Genomic DNA, 16,702 nt, shown 5'->3' with positions numbered 1-16,702 from the left:
GCACGGAACGACAATGATCTGGACAGCCGGGTTCCGCACCGCCGTGATCAGTCCGTACGACCGACTCCAGTTCAGCGAACCTCGCAGCTTCGCCGATCAGACAGTTCGTCAGGTGCTGCACCTGGCCGGCGGTGGGGACGCCTTCCGCGTACGCCTGACGAACCGCTTCGGGCGTACCCCGTTGACCGTCGGGGCCGCCACTGTCGTCGTCGGTGGCCGGCCGGTCGCACTCACCTTCGACGGTGCTGCGCAGCGCGTCATACCGGCGGGCGAGGAAGTCGTCACGGACCCGGTCGGGACTCCGGTGGCCGCCGGCGCGGACCTGGTCGTGAGCCTCCACCTCCCGGAGCGGACCGACCTCGCCACCTACTCCCACAGGCCGGCGGAACTCACCCGGATAGCCGACGGCAACCAGGTGACGGCTCCCCAGCCACAGTGGACCGAGCAGGTCGAGGCCCGGTTCTACCTCTCGGGCGTCGACGTGCTCGCCCCGCCCGGCACCGCCGTCGGCGTGGCCTTCGGTGACTCCTGGTTCGAGGGCGTCGGCACCACGACGAGCGCCAACCGCCGCTCGGTCGACTTCCTCAACCGGCGACTGAAGCGTGGTTGGGTCGTCAACCAGGGCATCGCCGGTAACCGGCTGCTGCGCGACACGGTCGGCGAACACGGGCTGGCCCGCTTCGACCGGGACGTCCTCTCGGTGCCGGCGGTGACCCATGTCCTGGTCCACTTCGGCATCAACGACCTGGGTCTACCCGGCATGCTGGGCGAACCTCCGGTCACCGCCGGCGACCTGGTCGACGGCTTCCGCACGCTGGCCGACCGCGCCCACCACGCGGGCCTGAAGATCCTCGCTGCCACCATCGGTCCGTTCGCGGGCGCCGGACCCGAGATCAGCACTACGGAGGGCCTCGCCGTCCGACGGGAGGTCAACGACTGGATCCGCACGACAGACACCTTCGATGCCGTCTTCGACGTGGCGCGCGCCGTCGCGAACCCACACGCCCTCGACCACATCCACCCCGCGCTGGACAGCGGCGACGGCATGCACCTGAACGACAAGGGCGCCGAGGCGATGGCCGGTGCCGTCGACCTGGACGATCTCGTGCTCTAGGCCGCCGCCGGCGCCAAGATCCGAGCAACGTCCCGGATGTTGCGGCCTCCGACACTCGGAAGTCCCGATGGTGCGCGGATCTTGGCCCGAACCTCAGGCGCCGAGGACGTGGTTCAGGTGAGGGTTGGTGAAGACGCGGTGGGGGTCGAGCCGGTCGCGGACGGCCTGGAAGTCCGCGAATCGGGGGTACGCCCTGGCCAGCGAGGCGGCGTCGCGGTAGTGCAGCTTGCCCCAGTGTGGGCGGCCGTCCAGCCCGGCGGCCACCTCTTCGAAGGCCCGGAAGTACGGCTCGTACGGCATGCCGACGTACTGGTGCACGGCGATGTAGGCGTTGTCCCGGCCGTAGCCGTGCGACAGCCAGATGTCGTCGGCGGCGGTGAACCGCACCTCCACCGGGAAGAGCACCTTGAACGGCAGACCGTCCACGATCCGCCGGAGCGCGGCCAGCGCCTCGGGCAACGCCTCGCGGGGCAGGCCGTACTCCATCTCCACGAAGCGGACCCGGCGCGGGGTGCAGAAGACCCGGTCGGAGCGGCCGGTGTACTGGCGCTCGGTGAGGGCGCGGGCGGAGACCGCGCTGATGCCCGGAGCCAGCGCGGGCACGGCCCGGCCGAGTCGGCAGGCCCCGGCGAAGACCCGGTTGGACAGGAAGTCGTCGTCCATCCAGCCGCGCCAGCGGGACAGCGGCCGGTCGTTGGCGGGCACCCGGTCGTTGGCCTTGACCTGGACCCGGGACGTGTACGGGAACCAGTAGAACTCGACGTGGTCGTGCCGGCCGATCAGCTCGGGCAGTTCGCCGAGCACGTTGGCCAGTTCGGCCGGGCGTTCGTGGGCGCGTAGGACGAAGGCGTCCACGCAGCGCAGGGTCACCTCGACCAGGACGCCGAGCGCGCCCAGTGACACCCGGGCGGCGGCGAGGACGTCGGGATGCTCGTCGGCGGAGCAGCGCAGCACCTCGCCGGTGCCGGTGACCAGTGTGATCGCCTCGACGAAGGTGGAGAGGCAGCCGTAGCCGGCGCCGGTGCCGTGGGTGCCGGTGGAGATCGCCCCGGCGACGGTCTGCGCGTCGATGTCGCCGAGGTTGGGCAGCGCGAGGCCGTGCCGGGCGAGCAGGCCGTTGAGCGCGTGCAGGGTCATTCCCGCCGGTACGGTGACCAGTCGGTGGGCGACGTCAACGCTGACCATGGTGTCCAGCTCGGACAGGTCCATCCGACGGTCGTCGGCGAGCGCGACGGCGGTGAAGGAGTGGCCGCTGCCCGTCACCCGGATCCGACCACCGTCGGCGGCGGCGGATGAGACGGCTTCTGCGACGTCGGTCGGCGAGCCTGGGCGCAGGATCGCGCTGGCGCTGCCACGCTGGTTCCCGGCCCAGTTGGACCATCCAGCCCCGAGCGGTGCGGTGCGGACCATGGGCGCTCCTCATTCATGAATATGAACTGACTTCATATCAGGAACGTTCTAGCTGGTAAATACCGCAATTGCGATCCGCTCGTTGTACCGGTAGTCACGGACTCGTGACGTGGAGATATGTTCATCCGTCGAAGGGGGGTGGCGCAGAGTGTCCACACCAGCCGCCACGACCGGGCCGCTGCGCCGCGTACCGGTGCAAGGTCGAAGTGTCGCGCGGGTACAGCGCATGTTGGATGCCTGCGCCGAACTCGTCGACGAGGTGGGGTACGAGGGGCTGACCACCACCCTGCTCGCCGAGCGGGCCGAGGTGGCGATCGGGTCGGTCTACCAGTTCTTTCCGGACAAGCGGGCGATCGTGCAGGCGCTGACCCTGCGGACCATGGAGTCCTACCTTCAGCGCCTCGACGAGCGGTTCGCGTCCGACGAGATGACCCACTGGTGGGACGGCGTCGACGCGGGCATCGACGAGTACATCACGATGCACCGCACCGTCCCCGGCTTCCGGACCCTGCACTTCGGCGACGTGGTCGACCTGCACCTGCTCGACGAGCAGCGGGACAACAACGGCGTGATCGCCGACCAGTTGGCCCGGGTGCTCACCGAGCGTTTCGGGCTCACCGACGTGCCCCAGCTGCGCTTCGTGCTGGAGATCGCGGTCGAGGCGGCGGACGCGCTGATCAAGCTCGCGTTCCGCCGGAAGTCCGACGGCGACGAGCGGGTGCTGCTGGAGGCGAAGGCATTGATCCGGGAGTACCTGCACCGCCAGGTCGACGGCCCGGACAACAGCCGGTCCACCGCCGGGAAGCAGGCCGAGGTGGCCCAGCCCGCCTGAGTCGGCGCGGGGTGGGGGCCTCGGCCGGCGGTGGGGGCGGCTGCCCGCCCTCAGAGGAAGGCCTGCCCCTCACCCCGGTAGGTGGGAACGGTCGCCACGACCGCGTCCCCCTCGACCAGGTGCAGCTCGTTGACCCGTTCACACAGCTCACCTGCCTTGGCGTGCCGGAACCACACCCGGTCGCCGACGCGTAGCCCGGCCGCCGCCGCTCCGGACAGCGGAGTCTGCACCTCGCCGGCGCCCTCGGTGCCGACCAGCTTCAGCCCCGCCGGTAGCCACGGCCGGGGCAGTCGACTGTCGGCGGCCGGGCCGGAGGCGATCCAGCCACCGCCGAGCACCGTCGCCAACTCCGGCGTCGGTCGTCGGACCACCGCGCAGGCGAAGAACGCCGCCGGGGTGGGCCGCCAGGCGCGGTAGGCGTCGAACAGCGTCGGACCGTACAGGCCCGATCCCGCGGTGATTTCGGTGACCGCGGGATCGGCGCTGGTCGCTGCCACGCTGCCGGTGCCGCCGCCGTTGACGAATTCCAGGTCGGCGTGCTCGCGTACCGCGGCGACCGCCGCACCACGGCGGGCCAGCAACTCGCGGTACGAGCTGCGCTGGGCCAGCCTGATCGCGCCTGCCAGCAGCGTCTGCCCCGGCGGCGCGTCGCCCAGGCCGGCGATCTGCGCCTCGTACGACATGAGCCCGACCAGCCGGAAGCCGGGCCGCCCGGCGATGGTGGCGGCGAGCGCGCCGGCCGCACGTGCGCTGTGCACCGGTGAGCGGCGGACGCCGACGTGCACCCGACCCCGCAGCGGTCGCCAGGAGGCGTCCAGATCCAGGCAGAGCCGTAGCTCGGCACGCTGGCCCGGGGCTCGGACGGCGTCGATGAAGTCCAGTTGCCCGGTGCCGTCGATCATCAGGGTGATCGCGGCGGCGAGCGTCGGGTCGGCGCCCAACTCGGCGAGGGCGGCCCGGTCCACGCTCGGGTACGCGACCAGCACGTCGTCGCTGACGCCGGCGCGGACCAGCCAGATCGCCTCGGGCACTGTGAACGCCATCACGCCTTGCCAGCCGGGCCGGGCGAGGGCTCGACTGATCAATTCCCGGCCGCGGACCGACTTGCTGGCCAGGCGGACCGGCTTTCCGGCGGCGCGATCGGCCAGGGCGGCCGAATTGGCGTCGAAGGCGGTGAGGTCGACCACCGCGTACGGGGGGTCGAGGTGGGCGGTCGCCCGATCCAGGCGCTCGCGAAGTTTGTCGCTTTCGATGGCCACGTGTGCACGCTAACTGTCTGACGGCGAATGCGAAATACCCTCGCATACGTCCGGGCTGCGGTCGGTACCTTCGGCGGCCTAGGCTCAGCGAGCAGGAGAATGTCGCCCGAGGGGTGGCCCCCACCGGGTCTAGAGTGTTGCACCGGAGGTGCCCAGCGATGGGCCGGCACGTGGAGGTACGGCCATCGAAAGCCAGAACAGCGGCGAGTCGCCCGGCGTGTCGGGCTCGGACGACCAGTCGGCCAACGCCGCCAAGCAGCCCAACGGCGGTCAGGTTGATCCGTCCGGTTATGCCGCGATCCGTGCCGTCCTGCGCATCCGGCCGTTCCGCCGGCTCTGGATCGTGCTCGGCGCGGCCTCCTTCGGTGACTGGCTCGGCCTGCTGGCCACCGCCCTCTTCGCCGCCTCGCAGGTGCAGGGCAGCACCGCCCAGGGCGCCGCGTTCGGCGGGGTGACCGCGATCCGGCTGCTGCCCGCGCTGGTGCTCGGCCCGGTGGCCGGCGTCTTCGCCGACCGGTTCGACAGACGCTGGACGATGGTCATCTGCGACCTGCTGCGCTTCGTGCTCTTCGCCTCCATTCCGCTCTACGCCCTCAGCGGCGCCGCAGGCGGCCTGGTGGTCGGCTGGGCGCTGATCGCCACCTTCCTGATCGAGTCGCTCACCCTGCTCTGGATCCCGGCCAAGGAGGCCGCGGTCCCCAACCTGATCCCGCGGGCCCGGCTGGAAGCGGCCAACCAGCTCACCCTGATCACCACCTACGGCCTCACCCCGGTCGCCGCCGCCATCGGCCTTGCCGTGCTCGACCGTGGGGTCAGAGGCGCGGTGGGCGGCGACCTGCCCTCCTGGGCCGAGCCGGCCCAGCTCGCACTCTGGTTCAACGCGTTCTCCCGGCTCGCCACCGCACTTGTGGTGGCATTCGGGATCAAGGAGATCAGCGAGGCGCAACGCGGCGAGGCCGAACGTTCCGAGCAGAGCATGTTCCGGCAGTTCTCCGAGGGCTGGAAGTTCATCGGCCAGACCCCGCTCGTCCGCGGCCTGGTGCTGGGCATCTTCGGCGCGTTCGCCGGTGGCGGCATCGTGGTCGGTACGGCCAAGTTCTTCGCCAACTCGCTGGGCGCCGGTGATGCCGCGTTCTCACTGCTCTTCGGTGCCATCTTCGTCGGCCTGGCGCTCGGCATCGGGCTCGGCCCGATGATCGTCAAGGAGATGTCCCGACGCCGCTGGTTCGGCATGAGCATCGTGCTGGCCAGCGCCGCCGTGATGACCCTCGCCTTCGCCATCCACCTGTCCATGGCGATCGTCGGCGCGGTGCTGGTCGGTGCCGGTGCCGGGATGGCCTTCCTGGCCGGCACCACGCTGTTGGGCGGCGAGGTGGCCGACGAGGTGCGCGGCCGGGTCTTCGCGGTGGTGCAGATCGGCACCCGGCTGGTGCTGATCCTGGCCATCGGGCTGAGCAGCGTGCTGGTCGGTGTCGGCGGATCCCGCAAACTGACAATCGCCGACCTCGGCATCTCCGTCTCCTCCACCCGACTGCTGCTGCTCGCCGCCGGTGCCGCCGGCATCTTCGCCGGGATCAGCGCGTTCGGCCAGATGGACGACAAGAAGGGCGTACCGGTCCTCGCCGACCTCTGGGGCTCCATCCGGGGTCGTCCGCTGATGCCCTCCGAGCCGTTCGTCTCCGCCGGGCTCTTCGTGGTCTTCGAGGGCGGCGAGGGCGCCGGGAAGTCCACCCAGCTCACCGCGCTCTCCGAGCGGCTGCACGGCCAGGGCCGGGAGGTCGTGGTCACCCGCGAGCCGGGGGCCACCGGCGTCGGTCGGCGGATCCGGTCACTGGTGCTGGACACCTCCGGCGACGACGCGCCGTCGCCGCGGGCCGAGGCGCTGCTCTACGCCGCCGACCGGGCGCACCACGTGGCCACAGTCGTCCGGCCCGCGCTGGTCAGGGGCGGCGTGGTGATCAGTGACCGGTACGTCGACTCGTCCCTGGCGTACCAGGGCGCCGGTCGGACCCTGCCCGTCGACGAGGTCTCCTGGCTCTCCTCCTGGGCCACCGGTGGCCTCAAGCCCGACCTGGTGGTGCTGCTGGACGTCGAGCCGCGCACCGGCCTGTCCCGGGTGACCTCGCGCAACACCGGCACCGACCGGTTGGAGGCCGAGTCGATCGCCTTCCACGAGCGTGTCCGGTACGCGTTCCTCGACCTCGCCGCCTCCGACCCGAAGCGCTACCTGGTGCTCGACGCGTCCCGGCCGGCCCACGAGATCACCGCGCTGGTGGTCCGGCGGGTCGAGGAGATGCTCGGCAAGCCGGGCGGCATCGTGCACCCGCGGCCGGCGCAGGGCCCGGACACCTCGGTGCAACCTGAGTTATCCGACGCGGAGCTGGTGACGATGGAGCACAAGACCTGATGCCGGACGTCTTCGCCGACCTGGTCGGTCAGGACGAGGCGGTGGTCGAGCTGCGGCGTGCCGCAGCCGCGGCGGCCGCCGTGCTGCGTGCTGGCGCACAAGCGTTGGTCCCCGCCGCCCCGGCCAGCGGTGACGCGTTCGCGGCCGACGACGCCGCGACCGGCGGGGTGGACCCCTCCGCCGGGATGACGCACGCGTGGATCTTCACCGGGCCACCCGGCTCCGGCCGCTCGATCGCCGCACGAGCGTTCGCCGCCGCACTCCAGTGCGTCCACGGCACCGGCTGTGGCGAGTGCCCCGGCTGCCACACCACGATGGGCGGCACCCACGCCGACGTGCGGATGGTGGTGCCGGAAGGGCTCTCCATCGGCGTCGGCGAGATGCGCGCTCTGGTGCTCCGCGCGGCCAGCACCCCGTCCGGCGGGCGCTGGCAGGTGGTGATCATCGAGGACGCCGACCGGCTCACCGAGGCCGCTGGCAACGCGCTGCTCAAGGCGATCGAGGAGCCCCCGCCGCGGACTGTCTTCCTGCTCTGCGCCCCATCCACCCACCCGGACGACATCTCGGTGACCATCCGGTCGCGCTGTCGTGTCGTACCCCTGCGGCAGCCGCCGGCCACCGCGGTGGCCGAGGTGCTGGTTCGACGGGACGGCATCGCGCCCGACGTGGCGCAGTGGGCGGCGGCGGCCGCGCAGGGTCACGTGGGTCGGGCCCGCCGGCTGGCCCGCGACCCGGAGGCTCGCAAACGGCGCGAGGCGGTGCTCGCGGTGCCCCGCCGGTTGACAGGTGTCGGCGCGGCGTTCGACGCGGCGTCCGCGCTGATCGAGGCGGCCGAGGCGGAGGCCGAGGCGTCGGTCACCGAGGCCGACACGACCGAGCGGGCGGCGCTGGAGACCGCGCTCGGCGCGGGCGGCACCGGCCGGGGCGCCGCCGGCGCCATACGGGGTGCCGCCGGTCAGCTCAAGGAGCTGGAGAAGCGGCAGAAGTCGCGGGCCACCCGGGCCCAGCGGGACGCACTGGACCGGGCGCTTGTCGACCTGGCGGGCTTCTACCGGGACGCGCTCACCATGGCCCTGCGCGCGCCCGTCGCCCCGGTGCACACCGACACGGCCGCGCTGGCCGGCGCCGGCGCGCAGAAGTGGGACGCCGAGGGGTCGCTGCGCCGGCTGGAGGCCGTGCTCGCCTGCCGTGCCGCGATCGAGGCGAACGTCAAGCCACGGATCGCGGTCGAGGCCATGATGCTCGCCCTCTGGAAGGGCTGACCCGCACTTCCCGGCCGTTGTCCACAGGCATCGACAGGCCCGATTGCGGTGCGGTACGGTCCCTGTGCCGTGGTGACGGTGGCAGCACACTGAGTGATGGATCGCCCGGGAGGAGTCGGCCGATGCCGCGGGGGGAGATCGACGAAGCCTGGATCGAGGAGGCGGTTCGGCGCTACCGCCGGATCGAGTCCCTCCAGGCCGAGTTCGACCAGGCGGTGTCGACCGTCGAGGTGACCGTCCGCTCGCCGGACGGCCTCGTCGAGGTGGTGGTCACCGCCGGTGGACGAATCACCGACGTCCGGTTCCTCGGGCCACTGCACACCCGCAGCCCGCGCGACGTGGCTGGTTCGGTGCAGGCCGCGGTCACCGCGGCCGCCGATGCCGCCGAATGGGCCCGGGAAAAGCTGCACAACGAGACGTTCGCCGCCTACCGACCGCTCGCGGGGGCCTGAGATGGACACACTGCGCGCGCTCTCCGCCCGACTGGACGAGGCGAGCGCCACGCTCACACTCGTCTCACACACCGTCACCGCCAGCGATCCGGCGCAGGCCGCGTTCGGCACCGACGCGCCAGGTCGCCCGGGTGAGATCGGTCGGGCGCTGCACCGGCAGTGGACCACCGCCACCGACGACCGGGCCCGGGAGGCCCGCGCCGCCGCCGGTCGACTGGCCGCCGCCGCGGCTGCCGTGCGGGAGGCCGCCGACCGCTACGCCGAGGTCGACCGGGCGGCCCGCCGCCGGCTCGCCGGAGAACCGTGATGGACGCGCTGGACCGGCTCGCCGAGCCCGGCCTCGACCTGCTCCGCCGGGTGGACACGCTGATCGCGGCCGGCGTCCCCGAGGGGCACCGGGTCTGGCCGCTGCTGCGCCGCATGCAGGTGCTGCCGGGTGACGCGGTCCGCAGCTTCCTCGACCTGCAGCCGGTGCCGCTCGCCAGCGCCGGCCACGCAGTGCGCCGGCTGGTCCGGGGGTACGACGACGTCTCCGCCGCGCTCACCGACTCGGTGCTCTGGTCCGGCCCGGCCGCCACGGCGTACGGGCAACAGCGGGTGGCGCTGCTGCGCCATCTCGACGAGGGGCCGGACAGCCTGGTCGGGCGACTCGAATCCACCGCCGGTTACGCCGACGCCCTCGCCGACTGGGTGGAGGGCAGCCGTCTCGCGCTGGCCCGCACACTGGCCGACGTGCTCCGCTCGGCGGAAGCTGTCGCCGTGGTCGCCGCCACCGGTGCGTCGACGCGCCCCGGGCCGGTCGGGCCCGGTGTGGCCGACGCGGCCGAGATCGGCGCACGGGTGCTCGCGGTGCTCTGCGTCGCGTACGACGGCGCGGAGACGCTGCTGCGGCAGTGGGCGCCGAGCCTGGCCGAGACCGCGTGGCGTCCGCCAACCGACGGGCGACCGCGCTACGACCGGCCCACCCGGGTCGGCTGGTAGCCGAATCGCCGTCCTCCGGACGGGGTCGCATTGCCCCTCCGGCTGTGACGGGTGTTGCCCCGGACAGGCCACGGCGTCGCTCGTGGGTGCCTGGCCTGAGCCGGCGCCCACGGCGACGCCGTGGTCTTCCCCCTGCACCCCCCGCAGGTCTGCCTCCACTCAACGCCGCCGAGGCACGTCTTGTCTCCTGCCCGGCCCCGGATTCAACCGTCCGGGCGAGCAGCAATGGCACGACGGGACGCCCGGCAATAGGTCGAGTCGACGGTCATGAATGGCAGCGGGGCGTAGCCGGCCACTGCGCTTCACGCCGTGACCCGTCGTAGGGTGGGGGGATGGGCATGCTCTGCGCGGTCAGCTTCAACCGGTACGGGCGCCTCTACTACCTCGACCCCGGTGAGTTGCGTCCGCAGGTGGGCGACCGGGTGTTGGTGCCCACCGACGACGGGCCCGAGGTGGCGGAGTGCGTGTGGGCCGCGCAGTGGGTGACCGAGGACACCGACGGTTTCCCCCGCCTCGTCGGGCTGGCCGGCGACGACGACCTCCGCCGGGATGAGGCGTTGCGTCGGCGTAAGGCCGAGGCAAAGGTCGCCGCGAAACGGCTGATCCGCTCCCACGGTCTGCCGATGAAGGTGGTGGCGGTCGACCATGTGCTCGGCTCCGCCGAGAGCGGCGGCGAGCGCAGCACCGTGTACTTCACCGCCCCGCACCGGGTGGACTTCCGATCCCTGGTCCGTGACCTGGGCGCGACCCTGCACTGTCGGGTGGAGCTGCGCCAGCTCTCCGCACGCGACTCGGCGCGGGTGCAGGGCGGCATCGGCTCCTGCGGTCGCGACCTGTGCTGCGCCACGTTCCTCACCGACTTCGAGCCGGTGACCATCCGGATGGCGAAGGACCAGGACCTGCCGCTCAACCCGCTGCGCATCTCCGGAGCGTGTGGTCGGCTGATGTGCTGCCTCAAGTACGAGCACCCGCTGTACCAGCGCTTTCAGGAGACCGCCCCGGCGGTCGGCAGTCGGGTCTCCACCCCGGAGGGTGACGGCAGGGTCGTCGGCCACAGCGTCCCCCGCGACGCGGTGACCGTGCGCCTGGACGCCGACGGCTCGCGCTCCATGTGTTCCCGCGCCGACGTCTGCGGCTCCCGCCAAGCCCACGACCAGCGCTACACCCCCTAACCCCACCCCGGCCCCTCCCGCCCGGCTCCCGGGCGTCCGCCCATCCCATGTTGATTATGAAGTTATTGCCATCTCGTGCGGCGTGTTGAGGCAATAACTTCATGATCAACGAAGGGTGGGCGGGGTGGGGCGGAGTGAGGTGCGTGGGTTAGCGGAGGACTGTGGGGGGTTCGGTCAGGTGGGGGGTTAGCGGGGTTTTCGGGATCAGCCAGCTCCGGGTGGGGGACTGGTCGGGGTTCACCTGCCAGTCGCGGGAGACCCGGTCCACACCCACCGGGTAGATGGTCAACGTGCCGTCCGGGTCGATGCGCAGCCGCAGGAACGACTTGGAGTCCTCGATGCCCTGGCCGGCGAAGAGCTCGTTGACGTTCACTCCGAACGAGCCCGCCACCAGCAGGTACGCCGCCACCAGTTGACTGGCGACCAGACCGATCACCGGGCCGTAGAGCACCGCGGCGGCGGCCGCCGGCAGCGGCCACGGCCAGTCGTAGAACGGCAGCGCCAACCAGACCCAGGTGCCGCCGGCCGCCAGAGCCACCTGCGACACGCCGTGGCCGACGCCGAGGATCCAGTGCCGCGCGTGACGCTTGCCGCTCGCGCTCGGCGGCTTCGCGAACAGGGCCGCCGCCACCACCGTCACCAGCACCATCACCACCAGCGGAACGCTGAACAGCCGCTGGTTGGTGCTGTCGGCCCAGTTCGCCGTCGCACCCGCCATGGCCAGCATCAGCAGGGTGTGCAGGGTGCCGAGCAACGTGGTGAAGCCGGGATTGCGCAACGGCAACCGGGGAAAGATGCCCCAGCCGTAGCGCCGGGACCGCGCCGCGTCCGGGTAGCGGGCCACCAGGTCGTACGGCTGGGCGGAGCTGGCCTTGCGGGCCAGTGTGTCCCGCGGTGGCACCTCGATGCGCTCCGGCAGTTTGTGCGTGGGATAGAGGTACGCGCCGCCGCCACCGCACGTGATCAGCTGCCGGTCCGGCCCGGAGTAGCGGGCGTAGTGGTGCAGGTCGCCGGAGATCAGCAGTCGCACCCGCGCCCCGGTCGGGTCGATGATCGTACGGATGAAGTAGTCGATCGAGTCGTACGCGGTGGGGTTGTCGGCGGCCTTGACCCAGGTCGGCGAAGGCGTCGCGATGATCACCTTCGCCTCCGGACCGAGCCGCCGGGCCACCTCGTCGAAGTAGGCCAGCTGCGGGTCGTCCAGGTACGAGCCGGACTGGTCGTCCACGCCGAGCAACCACCAGCCGGCCGGCAACTCCACAGCGAAGTACGACCGGGACTGCCCGGTGCCCCAGCCCGCGAAGTTGCGGTCCCGGGAGCGGACGAACAACCGCAGGAACGCGGTGAGACCGTCGTACCAGTCGTGGTTGCCCGGCACCGCGAAGAGCGTCGGCTTCTCGGCCGGCGGCACCGGCAGGGCGGCCTGGTAGGGGCCCTTGCACCTGTCCTCGTACGCGGCGTAAGCCGCCGACGGGTACACCTGGTCGCCGCCCATCACCAGGGTCTGCGCCCGGGGCAGGCGGTGCCCGTCGACTGTCAGCTCTGGCTGCGCCAGCAGGTACGCCACCGAGTAGGTGGCGTTGAAGCCGTCGCCCAGGTCGGCCACGTAGTCGAGCCACAGCCCGCCGTCCGGCCCGACCTGGCGGAACACGCCGTCGCCGAACGCGTTCTGCAACTCGCGCTTGTCCAGGTACGCCCCGAAGAGCACCGCCAGCAACGTCCGGATGCCGGTGCTGATCAGCAGGAACGGCGCAAGCCACGGCACCGGCTTGCGCGGCGTGAAGCCCAACTCCAGCGGGTCGGTGCTGCGCGGCCGGTGGGCGGCGCGTTCACCGGCCGGCGGGCGGTCAGGACGCTCCGGGTGGGGGGAATCGTCGCGTTCGTCGCTCACCCGCCGCAGCGTAGTCCCGGCCCCGATCATCCGCTGTCCGGTAAGCGTCCAGATGGCGGCCGATGTCCGGTTGGTGCTGGCCGGCGCGACGGGGGTATCCCGTTCGGTCGGTGCCGCCGGGGTGCCGTACACTTGCTGATCGTTGCCGCCTTAGCTCAGTCGGCTAGAGCGACGCACTCGTAATGCGTAGGTCGACGGTTCGATTCCGTCAGGCGGCTCGGTACGGAAGCCCAGGTCATCGGCCTGGGCTTCTGCCGTTTCCCAAGGTCGACGACAGCGCCGCCGGACGTGCCAGTCCGCAAATAGTCCGCATCCCGCGCCGCGACCGCTTCGTCCAGCCGGTTGGCGACCGCGTCCAGGTCGTCACCGAAGAAACCTGCGTACAAGTCCAGCGTCATCAAGGACCTTGCGGCTCGTCCCGAGGCGGAGCGCGCGGCCGTCGGAGAGGCCGAGACTAACCTCAATATGCAGATCAGCGAGCAGGCGTTCACGTCTCAATACGACCAGGCCGAGGCGGGCGCGGACCTGGCCAACCTGTTCCGAATCGAGCCGACAGATTTGTTGCTACGGCGGCGTTACGACTCCACCGACAGGGTGACCGGCTTCCTTCTCTCGTCAAGCGTGTCCTACATGCCGCTTGCGCTCGTCAGCTCGAATCCTGCGCTGCTCGATGAGGCGAACGAGCCGTGGCCGGGCGGAACTCAACATCAGCTCTCCACGGTCGGCATCGAGATCATGACCATGATTGACGAAGTCACGGCCCGGATGCCGACCACGGCCGAGGCCCAACTGTGGGGGCTGTCCGATGGCGTTCCCCCCATCCTCTGCCGTCGCATCTCCCTGGACGCCGACGAGAAAGTCGTCGAAGTTTCCGACGCCGAGTACCCGGCCGACCGGACCGAACTTCGGTTCGTCACCCCACTCAAGCCCTGGCCCAAGCGCAGGTCCAACGGCGGTAAGCCTTCAGGACGGCAAGGAGCAAGACGATGAGCAAACAACTAGATGCGCAAGATGAGCAGTTCCTCGCGAGAGCCATCGAGATCTCGCGCCACGCGCTGGAGGACGAGGGGAAAACCCCGTTCGGTGCCATCGTCGTCATCTCAGGCCAGATCGTCGGTGAAGGGACCAGCAGCGTTATCGAGCTGCGGGACCCGACCGCACACGCCGAGGTCATGGCCCTGCGCCACGCCGGCAGCACCCTGGGGAGCTCTGACACGACCCGCTGGCACGGCGACATCGCCTGAGCCGGACCTTGAACGACGCGACGTGTAACGGCTTATCGGTGATGATGGACCGTCAGTTATCGAGTGGACCGACCAGATCTCGCACTGTCTGACGCAGAATCTGCAGGTCCTCGTACCCGGTAACTTGAACGATCATCAGATCGTTGTGTTCGGCCATCAACGCCCGTCCGGCTGAGTGGATGGGGTCAGGCGTAATCAACAACAGCGTGGGTGAGTCAAAGTCTGACCGGTGCCTCAGGAACTGCTCGTAAATGCCCTCATACCAACTTCGACTGCGGTTGGCGCGGAGCTTGATCTCGACAAGGGCCTGGCGGCTGCTCGGTCCGGTGATCACCGCGTCGAACCGAGAGCCCGCCCCAGAGCGACTTTCCGTCGTGATCTGGGGCCGTACATCATGGGCGATCTCGCGCAGCATTTCGAGAACCGATTGCTCATATGCAACGGCCTCTAGCGCCGGTCCCGTCGCTTGTGGGGCGTTCTTCGCTAGTTCATGGAGCCGATGCAGCAGGTCACGTCGCTCCGGCAGCGGGGCGTCGTCGACGGTGGCCTCGACGTACTCCTGCACCGCCTCCCAAGCTGCCTCGTTGTCGCCGAATTTCAGCCTGCTGGGAAGTCGACCGTTCATAGCGATCAACAGGAAGATCATCCCGACAAGCAGCAGCGCAACCGGCCCGGCCTCAAGGTCGGTCACAAACACCGCTACTCCGCCAGCACCTAGTGCAGTCAGTCCGAGTGTGGCTGCGCCGAATCGCCCTCGTCTGCCGAGAGCTTCATGCCTTGGCTCTGGCGCTCTCTGAGCGGGAGTGTTGTCGTCGGGCACGACCGTGACGATACGGGTGAAGGTCCAGGATGAGCGAGCACGACCAAGTGCAGGACGAGCGTCAAGCATGGCCCGTGACAGGACACCCGCTGCCACGGCGCACACTGCCGAATTAACCTCTTGAGAATCAAGGCGGCCCGCAAGCGGGCCGCGCCGGCCGCGCTCGGCCTGCTGGCGGCGCAAGCGCCGGCATCGGCCGGCGCGCCGGCCAATTACAGACTGCGCCAAGGACCGGAACGATGCCTCCGGCGGGGTTCTTCGACAGAGATGGGGCCGCCCACCTCCACCGCGAGTCCGGGCGGAGCCGAACAGGCCCGTTCCACGATGTGCGGACTCACGGCGGAGATGGGCTTGAGGCAGAGGAGCGGTACGTGCCAGACGAGGTGTTCCCCAGCGATCTTTCCGGCCACTTCTGGGCAACGCTCGAACACCGGCCTGAACTAGATCGATGGCGCTTCGAGATCCTCGACTATCAGAACAACGCCCTGCTCAGTGGCTTGGCCTGTAGCGAGCGGCAGGCCGCAGCCATCGTCAACGCGTGGGACCAGGTGATCGCAACGTCGCCAGCCGAAGAGGACCCCAGCATGGAGTGGGTCGATGACTCGGAATGACGGGTGGCCTGCGCCGGCTACGGGAGTTGGTCCTCATCACCGAGGTCCAGCATGAAAGGCGATCCGGGGTGATCCGGCTGCCACCCAAGGTCAAGCGCTTGTCTTATAGCGCTGGTGACCGCCGAAGGCAGCACCGGAGACGACGGAGCGTTCATCCAGTTGGCCGGATGAGGCGACGCCAGCTGGACGACGAGGGTGGCGCGGCCAGGCGGATCCGTCCGCTCAACAGCAAATCTCAGCGGCGACCAGGTCAAGCCCTGGCTGTACGTCGGCTTCCGGCGGACGATCCAGCGATAGCCTTTGCCATCGACAACGATCGGCCTACTGCCTCGCTTGTTGAGCGCCACCGATCCTCCCACCATGCCGCAACAGCACTTCGCGGCCGTACAGCCATTCGTACAGCCAACAATGTCGGCCAAGGCCGACGCGATCCGACAGCGGCAGACGCCTTCAGCAGGGGAAGGTTACCGCGACCAGCCATCCCTGATCTCCTTCTAATCCCAAGGCCGCCGTGCCTGGTAAAACGGGCAGCGTGGAGATCAGCCAGTTGGACCAGGCCTTGGACGAAGTCTTCGACCAGGCGGTGGTGTACCACGCCTACACCGATTACATGCGCGACTACGAGGTAGTCGACTACGCGACTGCCGACCCGAGGACGGGCATCCGGCCGGCGCACCTCCGTTACCTCTTCAAGTGCTGCGTCGTGGCCGAGGCAACCACGGCCCTGAGCCCGGATGCCTGGCGCGGTTCCTTGGACGAAGGGCTGACAGACCCGGAGAGCGGGCGGGATCTCGATGGCTACGTGTGGGCGGTGAGGTGGCAGGCCCTCTACCCCGGAGCGCAGCGGATCGCCGACTCGCGGCGCGCCCAGGAGTGGGCCGAGCGGGTCGGGATCGACTTCCACGAGGTTCGCATTGAGATGAACGGACACGACCTCACCTTGATCTTCAGTGACCTGGAAGTGACGCGGCTTCCCATCGGCTACGCACCCTTCCGGGTGACCGAGGGGAAGTAGCCGGATCGGTGGCGGGTTGTCGGTCCGGTGACTCGCGCTCGACCCTCTCAGCCGTGGGGCGATCCGCATCTAGTCCGCAATAGGTCGACGGACGACGGCGGAGTGGTGTGAGATGTCGAGAGGCGTTTTCGCTGCTAGACCCCCATGTGCCCAGGTCGTCGGAACTGGCAATTTGATCTCGTAATGCGTAGGTCGACGGTTCGATTCCGTCAGGCGGCTCCACTGAAAGGCC

Annotated in this window: 16 protein-coding genes and 1 tRNA gene; 13 read left to right on the top strand and 4 right to left on the bottom strand. The window is 70.2% G+C overall.

From position 1 onward, the window contains the following. Positions 1 to 13: 13 nt before the first annotated feature. Positions 14 to 1,114, top strand: a complete 1,101-nt coding sequence (locus tag ABZU74_RS00850; protein WP_355416719.1) for a GDSL-type esterase/lipase family protein — start codon at positions 14 to 16, stop codon at positions 1,112 to 1,114. Between the two features lie 93 nt (positions 1,115 to 1,207). On the opposite strand, the gene ABZU74_RS00845 is transcribed toward ABZU74_RS00850, so the two are convergent. Further along, positions 1,208 to 2,524, bottom strand: coding sequence for a D-arabinono-1,4-lactone oxidase (locus ABZU74_RS00845; protein WP_355416716.1), 1,317 nt, complete (start codon positions 2,522 to 2,524; stop codon positions 1,208 to 1,210). Positions 2,525 to 2,750: 226 nt separating this feature from the next. Here ABZU74_RS00845 and ABZU74_RS00840 point away from each other — a divergent pair, with 226 nt between their 5' ends. Beyond that, positions 2,751 to 3,356, top strand: coding sequence for a TetR family transcriptional regulator (locus ABZU74_RS00840; protein ID WP_355416713.1), 606 nt, complete (start codon positions 2,751 to 2,753; stop codon positions 3,354 to 3,356). A gap of 50 nt (positions 3,357 to 3,406) precedes the next feature. Here ABZU74_RS00840 and ABZU74_RS00835 read toward each other — a convergent pair whose 3' ends face one another. Beyond that, positions 3,407 to 4,615 (bottom strand): amino acid deaminase/aldolase, encoded by a 1,209-nt coding sequence (locus ABZU74_RS00835; protein ID WP_355416710.1) that lies wholly within the window; start codon positions 4,613 to 4,615, stop codon positions 3,407 to 3,409. A 316-nt stretch (positions 4,616 to 4,931) separates the two neighbouring features. Between ABZU74_RS00835 and tmk the strand changes: the two genes are divergently transcribed. The 6 genes from tmk to ricT all read left to right on the top strand — a co-directional run bounded on the left by tmk (position 4,932) and on the right by ricT (position 10,889). Continuing rightward, positions 4,932 to 7,022 carry a dTMP kinase gene (tmk, locus tag ABZU74_RS00830; protein WP_355418180.1) on the top strand — a complete coding sequence of 697 codons (2,091 nt, stop codon included), beginning with the start codon at positions 4,932 to 4,934 and terminating at the stop codon, positions 7,020 to 7,022. Continuing rightward, complete coding sequence (locus ABZU74_RS00825) at positions 7,022 to 8,284, top strand: DNA polymerase III subunit delta' (protein WP_355416707.1); 1,263 nt, start codon at positions 7,022 to 7,024, stop codon at positions 8,282 to 8,284. Before tmk ends, ABZU74_RS00825 begins: the two co-directional genes overlap by 1 nt. Positions 8,285 to 8,406: 122 nt before the next feature. After that, positions 8,407 to 8,736 (top strand): YbaB/EbfC family nucleoid-associated protein, encoded by a 330-nt coding sequence (locus ABZU74_RS00820; protein WP_007454690.1) that lies wholly within the window; start codon positions 8,407 to 8,409, stop codon positions 8,734 to 8,736. A gap of 1 nt (position 8,737) precedes the next feature. Further along, on the top strand, positions 8,738 to 9,043 hold the full coding sequence (locus ABZU74_RS00815; protein ID WP_355416704.1) for a hypothetical protein: 306 nt from the start codon (positions 8,738 to 8,740) through the stop codon (positions 9,041 to 9,043). Continuing rightward, positions 9,043 to 9,717: a hypothetical protein gene (locus tag ABZU74_RS00810; RefSeq protein WP_355416701.1), complete on the top strand. Its 675-nt coding sequence runs from the start codon at positions 9,043 to 9,045 to the stop codon at positions 9,715 to 9,717. Before ABZU74_RS00815 ends, ABZU74_RS00810 begins: the two co-directional genes overlap by 1 nt. A 332-nt stretch (positions 9,718 to 10,049) precedes the next feature. Further along, positions 10,050 to 10,889, top strand: coding sequence for a regulatory iron-sulfur-containing complex subunit RicT (gene ricT, locus ABZU74_RS00805; RefSeq protein WP_355416698.1), 840 nt, complete (start codon positions 10,050 to 10,052; stop codon positions 10,887 to 10,889). A gap of 148 nt (positions 10,890 to 11,037) precedes the next feature. On the opposite strand, the gene ABZU74_RS00800 is transcribed toward ricT, so the two are convergent. Further along, positions 11,038 to 12,780 carry a metallophosphoesterase gene (locus ABZU74_RS00800; RefSeq protein WP_355416695.1) on the bottom strand — a complete coding sequence of 581 codons (1,743 nt, stop codon included), beginning with the start codon at positions 12,778 to 12,780 and terminating at the stop codon, positions 11,038 to 11,040. Positions 12,781 to 12,924: 144 nt separating this feature from the next. On the opposite strand from ABZU74_RS00800, the gene ABZU74_RS00795 reads away from it, so the two are divergent. The 3 genes from ABZU74_RS00795 to ABZU74_RS00785 all read left to right on the top strand — a co-directional run bounded on the left by ABZU74_RS00795 (position 12,925) and on the right by ABZU74_RS00785 (position 14,024). Further along, a tRNA-Thr gene (locus ABZU74_RS00795) sits at positions 12,925 to 12,998 on the top strand. 247 nt (positions 12,999 to 13,245) lie between these two features. Continuing rightward, entirely contained in the window at positions 13,246 to 13,770 is a 525-nt protein-coding gene (locus tag ABZU74_RS00790) for a UTRA domain-containing protein (RefSeq protein ID WP_355416692.1), read from the top strand. Then, the gene (locus ABZU74_RS00785; protein WP_355416689.1) at positions 13,767 to 14,024 is read left to right on the top strand and encodes a hypothetical protein; all 258 of its coding nucleotides are present in this window, start codon (positions 13,767 to 13,769) and stop codon (positions 14,022 to 14,024) included. The genes ABZU74_RS00790 and ABZU74_RS00785 overlap by 4 nt, the downstream gene beginning before the upstream one ends. Before the next feature lie 52 nt (positions 14,025 to 14,076). On the opposite strand, the gene ABZU74_RS00780 is transcribed toward ABZU74_RS00785, so the two are convergent. Continuing rightward, complete coding sequence (locus ABZU74_RS00780; protein ID WP_355416686.1) at positions 14,077 to 14,721, bottom strand: hypothetical protein; 645 nt, start codon at positions 14,719 to 14,721, stop codon at positions 14,077 to 14,079. 494 nt (positions 14,722 to 15,215) lie between these two features. Between ABZU74_RS00780 and ABZU74_RS00775 the strand changes: the two genes are divergently transcribed. Both ABZU74_RS00775 and ABZU74_RS00770 read left to right on the top strand, forming a co-directional pair. Next, positions 15,216 to 15,455 (top strand): hypothetical protein, encoded by a 240-nt coding sequence (locus tag ABZU74_RS00775; RefSeq protein WP_355416683.1) that lies wholly within the window; start codon positions 15,216 to 15,218, stop codon positions 15,453 to 15,455. Positions 15,456 to 15,987: 532 nt separating this feature from the next. After that, the gene (locus tag ABZU74_RS00770) at positions 15,988 to 16,470 is read left to right on the top strand and encodes a hypothetical protein (protein ID WP_355416680.1); all 483 of its coding nucleotides are present in this window, start codon (positions 15,988 to 15,990) and stop codon (positions 16,468 to 16,470) included. Positions 16,471 to 16,702: the final 232 nt, after the last annotated feature.

Source organism: Micromonospora sp. NPDC005171, from assembly GCF_040608575.1.
Taxonomy (GTDB): Bacteria; Actinomycetota; Actinomycetes; order Mycobacteriales; family Micromonosporaceae; genus Micromonospora.
The sequence above is the reverse complement of the archived record's forward strand: the minus strand, read 5'-3'. Positions and strand labels throughout refer to the sequence as shown.

Excerpts from the sequence above, each read along its gene's own strand:
- ABZU74_RS00850 (WP_355416719.1), top strand. The coding sequence starts at position 14 with ATGATCTGGACAGCCGGGTTCCGCACCGCCGTGATCAGTCCGTACGAC.
- ABZU74_RS00845 (WP_355416716.1), bottom strand. The coding sequence starts at position 2,524 with ATGGTCCGCACCGCACCGCTCGGGGCTGGATGGTCCAACTGGGCCGGG.
- ABZU74_RS00840 (WP_355416713.1), top strand. The coding sequence starts at position 2,751 with ATGTTGGATGCCTGCGCCGAACTCGTCGACGAGGTGGGGTACGAGGGG.
- ABZU74_RS00825 (WP_355416707.1), top strand. The coding sequence starts at position 7,022 with ATGCCGGACGTCTTCGCCGACCTGGTCGGTCAGGACGAGGCGGTGGTC.
- ABZU74_RS00820 (WP_007454690.1), top strand. The coding sequence starts at position 8,407 with ATGCCGCGGGGGGAGATCGACGAAGCCTGGATCGAGGAGGCGGTTCGG.
- ABZU74_RS00815 (WP_355416704.1), top strand. The coding sequence starts at position 8,738 with ATGGACACACTGCGCGCGCTCTCCGCCCGACTGGACGAGGCGAGCGCC.
- ABZU74_RS00810 (WP_355416701.1), top strand. The coding sequence starts at position 9,043 with ATGGACGCGCTGGACCGGCTCGCCGAGCCCGGCCTCGACCTGCTCCGC.
- ricT (WP_355416698.1), top strand. The coding sequence starts at position 10,050 with ATGGGCATGCTCTGCGCGGTCAGCTTCAACCGGTACGGGCGCCTCTAC.
- ABZU74_RS00790 (WP_355416692.1), top strand. The coding sequence starts at position 13,246 with ATGCAGATCAGCGAGCAGGCGTTCACGTCTCAATACGACCAGGCCGAG.
- ABZU74_RS00785 (WP_355416689.1), top strand. The coding sequence starts at position 13,767 with ATGAGCAAACAACTAGATGCGCAAGATGAGCAGTTCCTCGCGAGAGCC.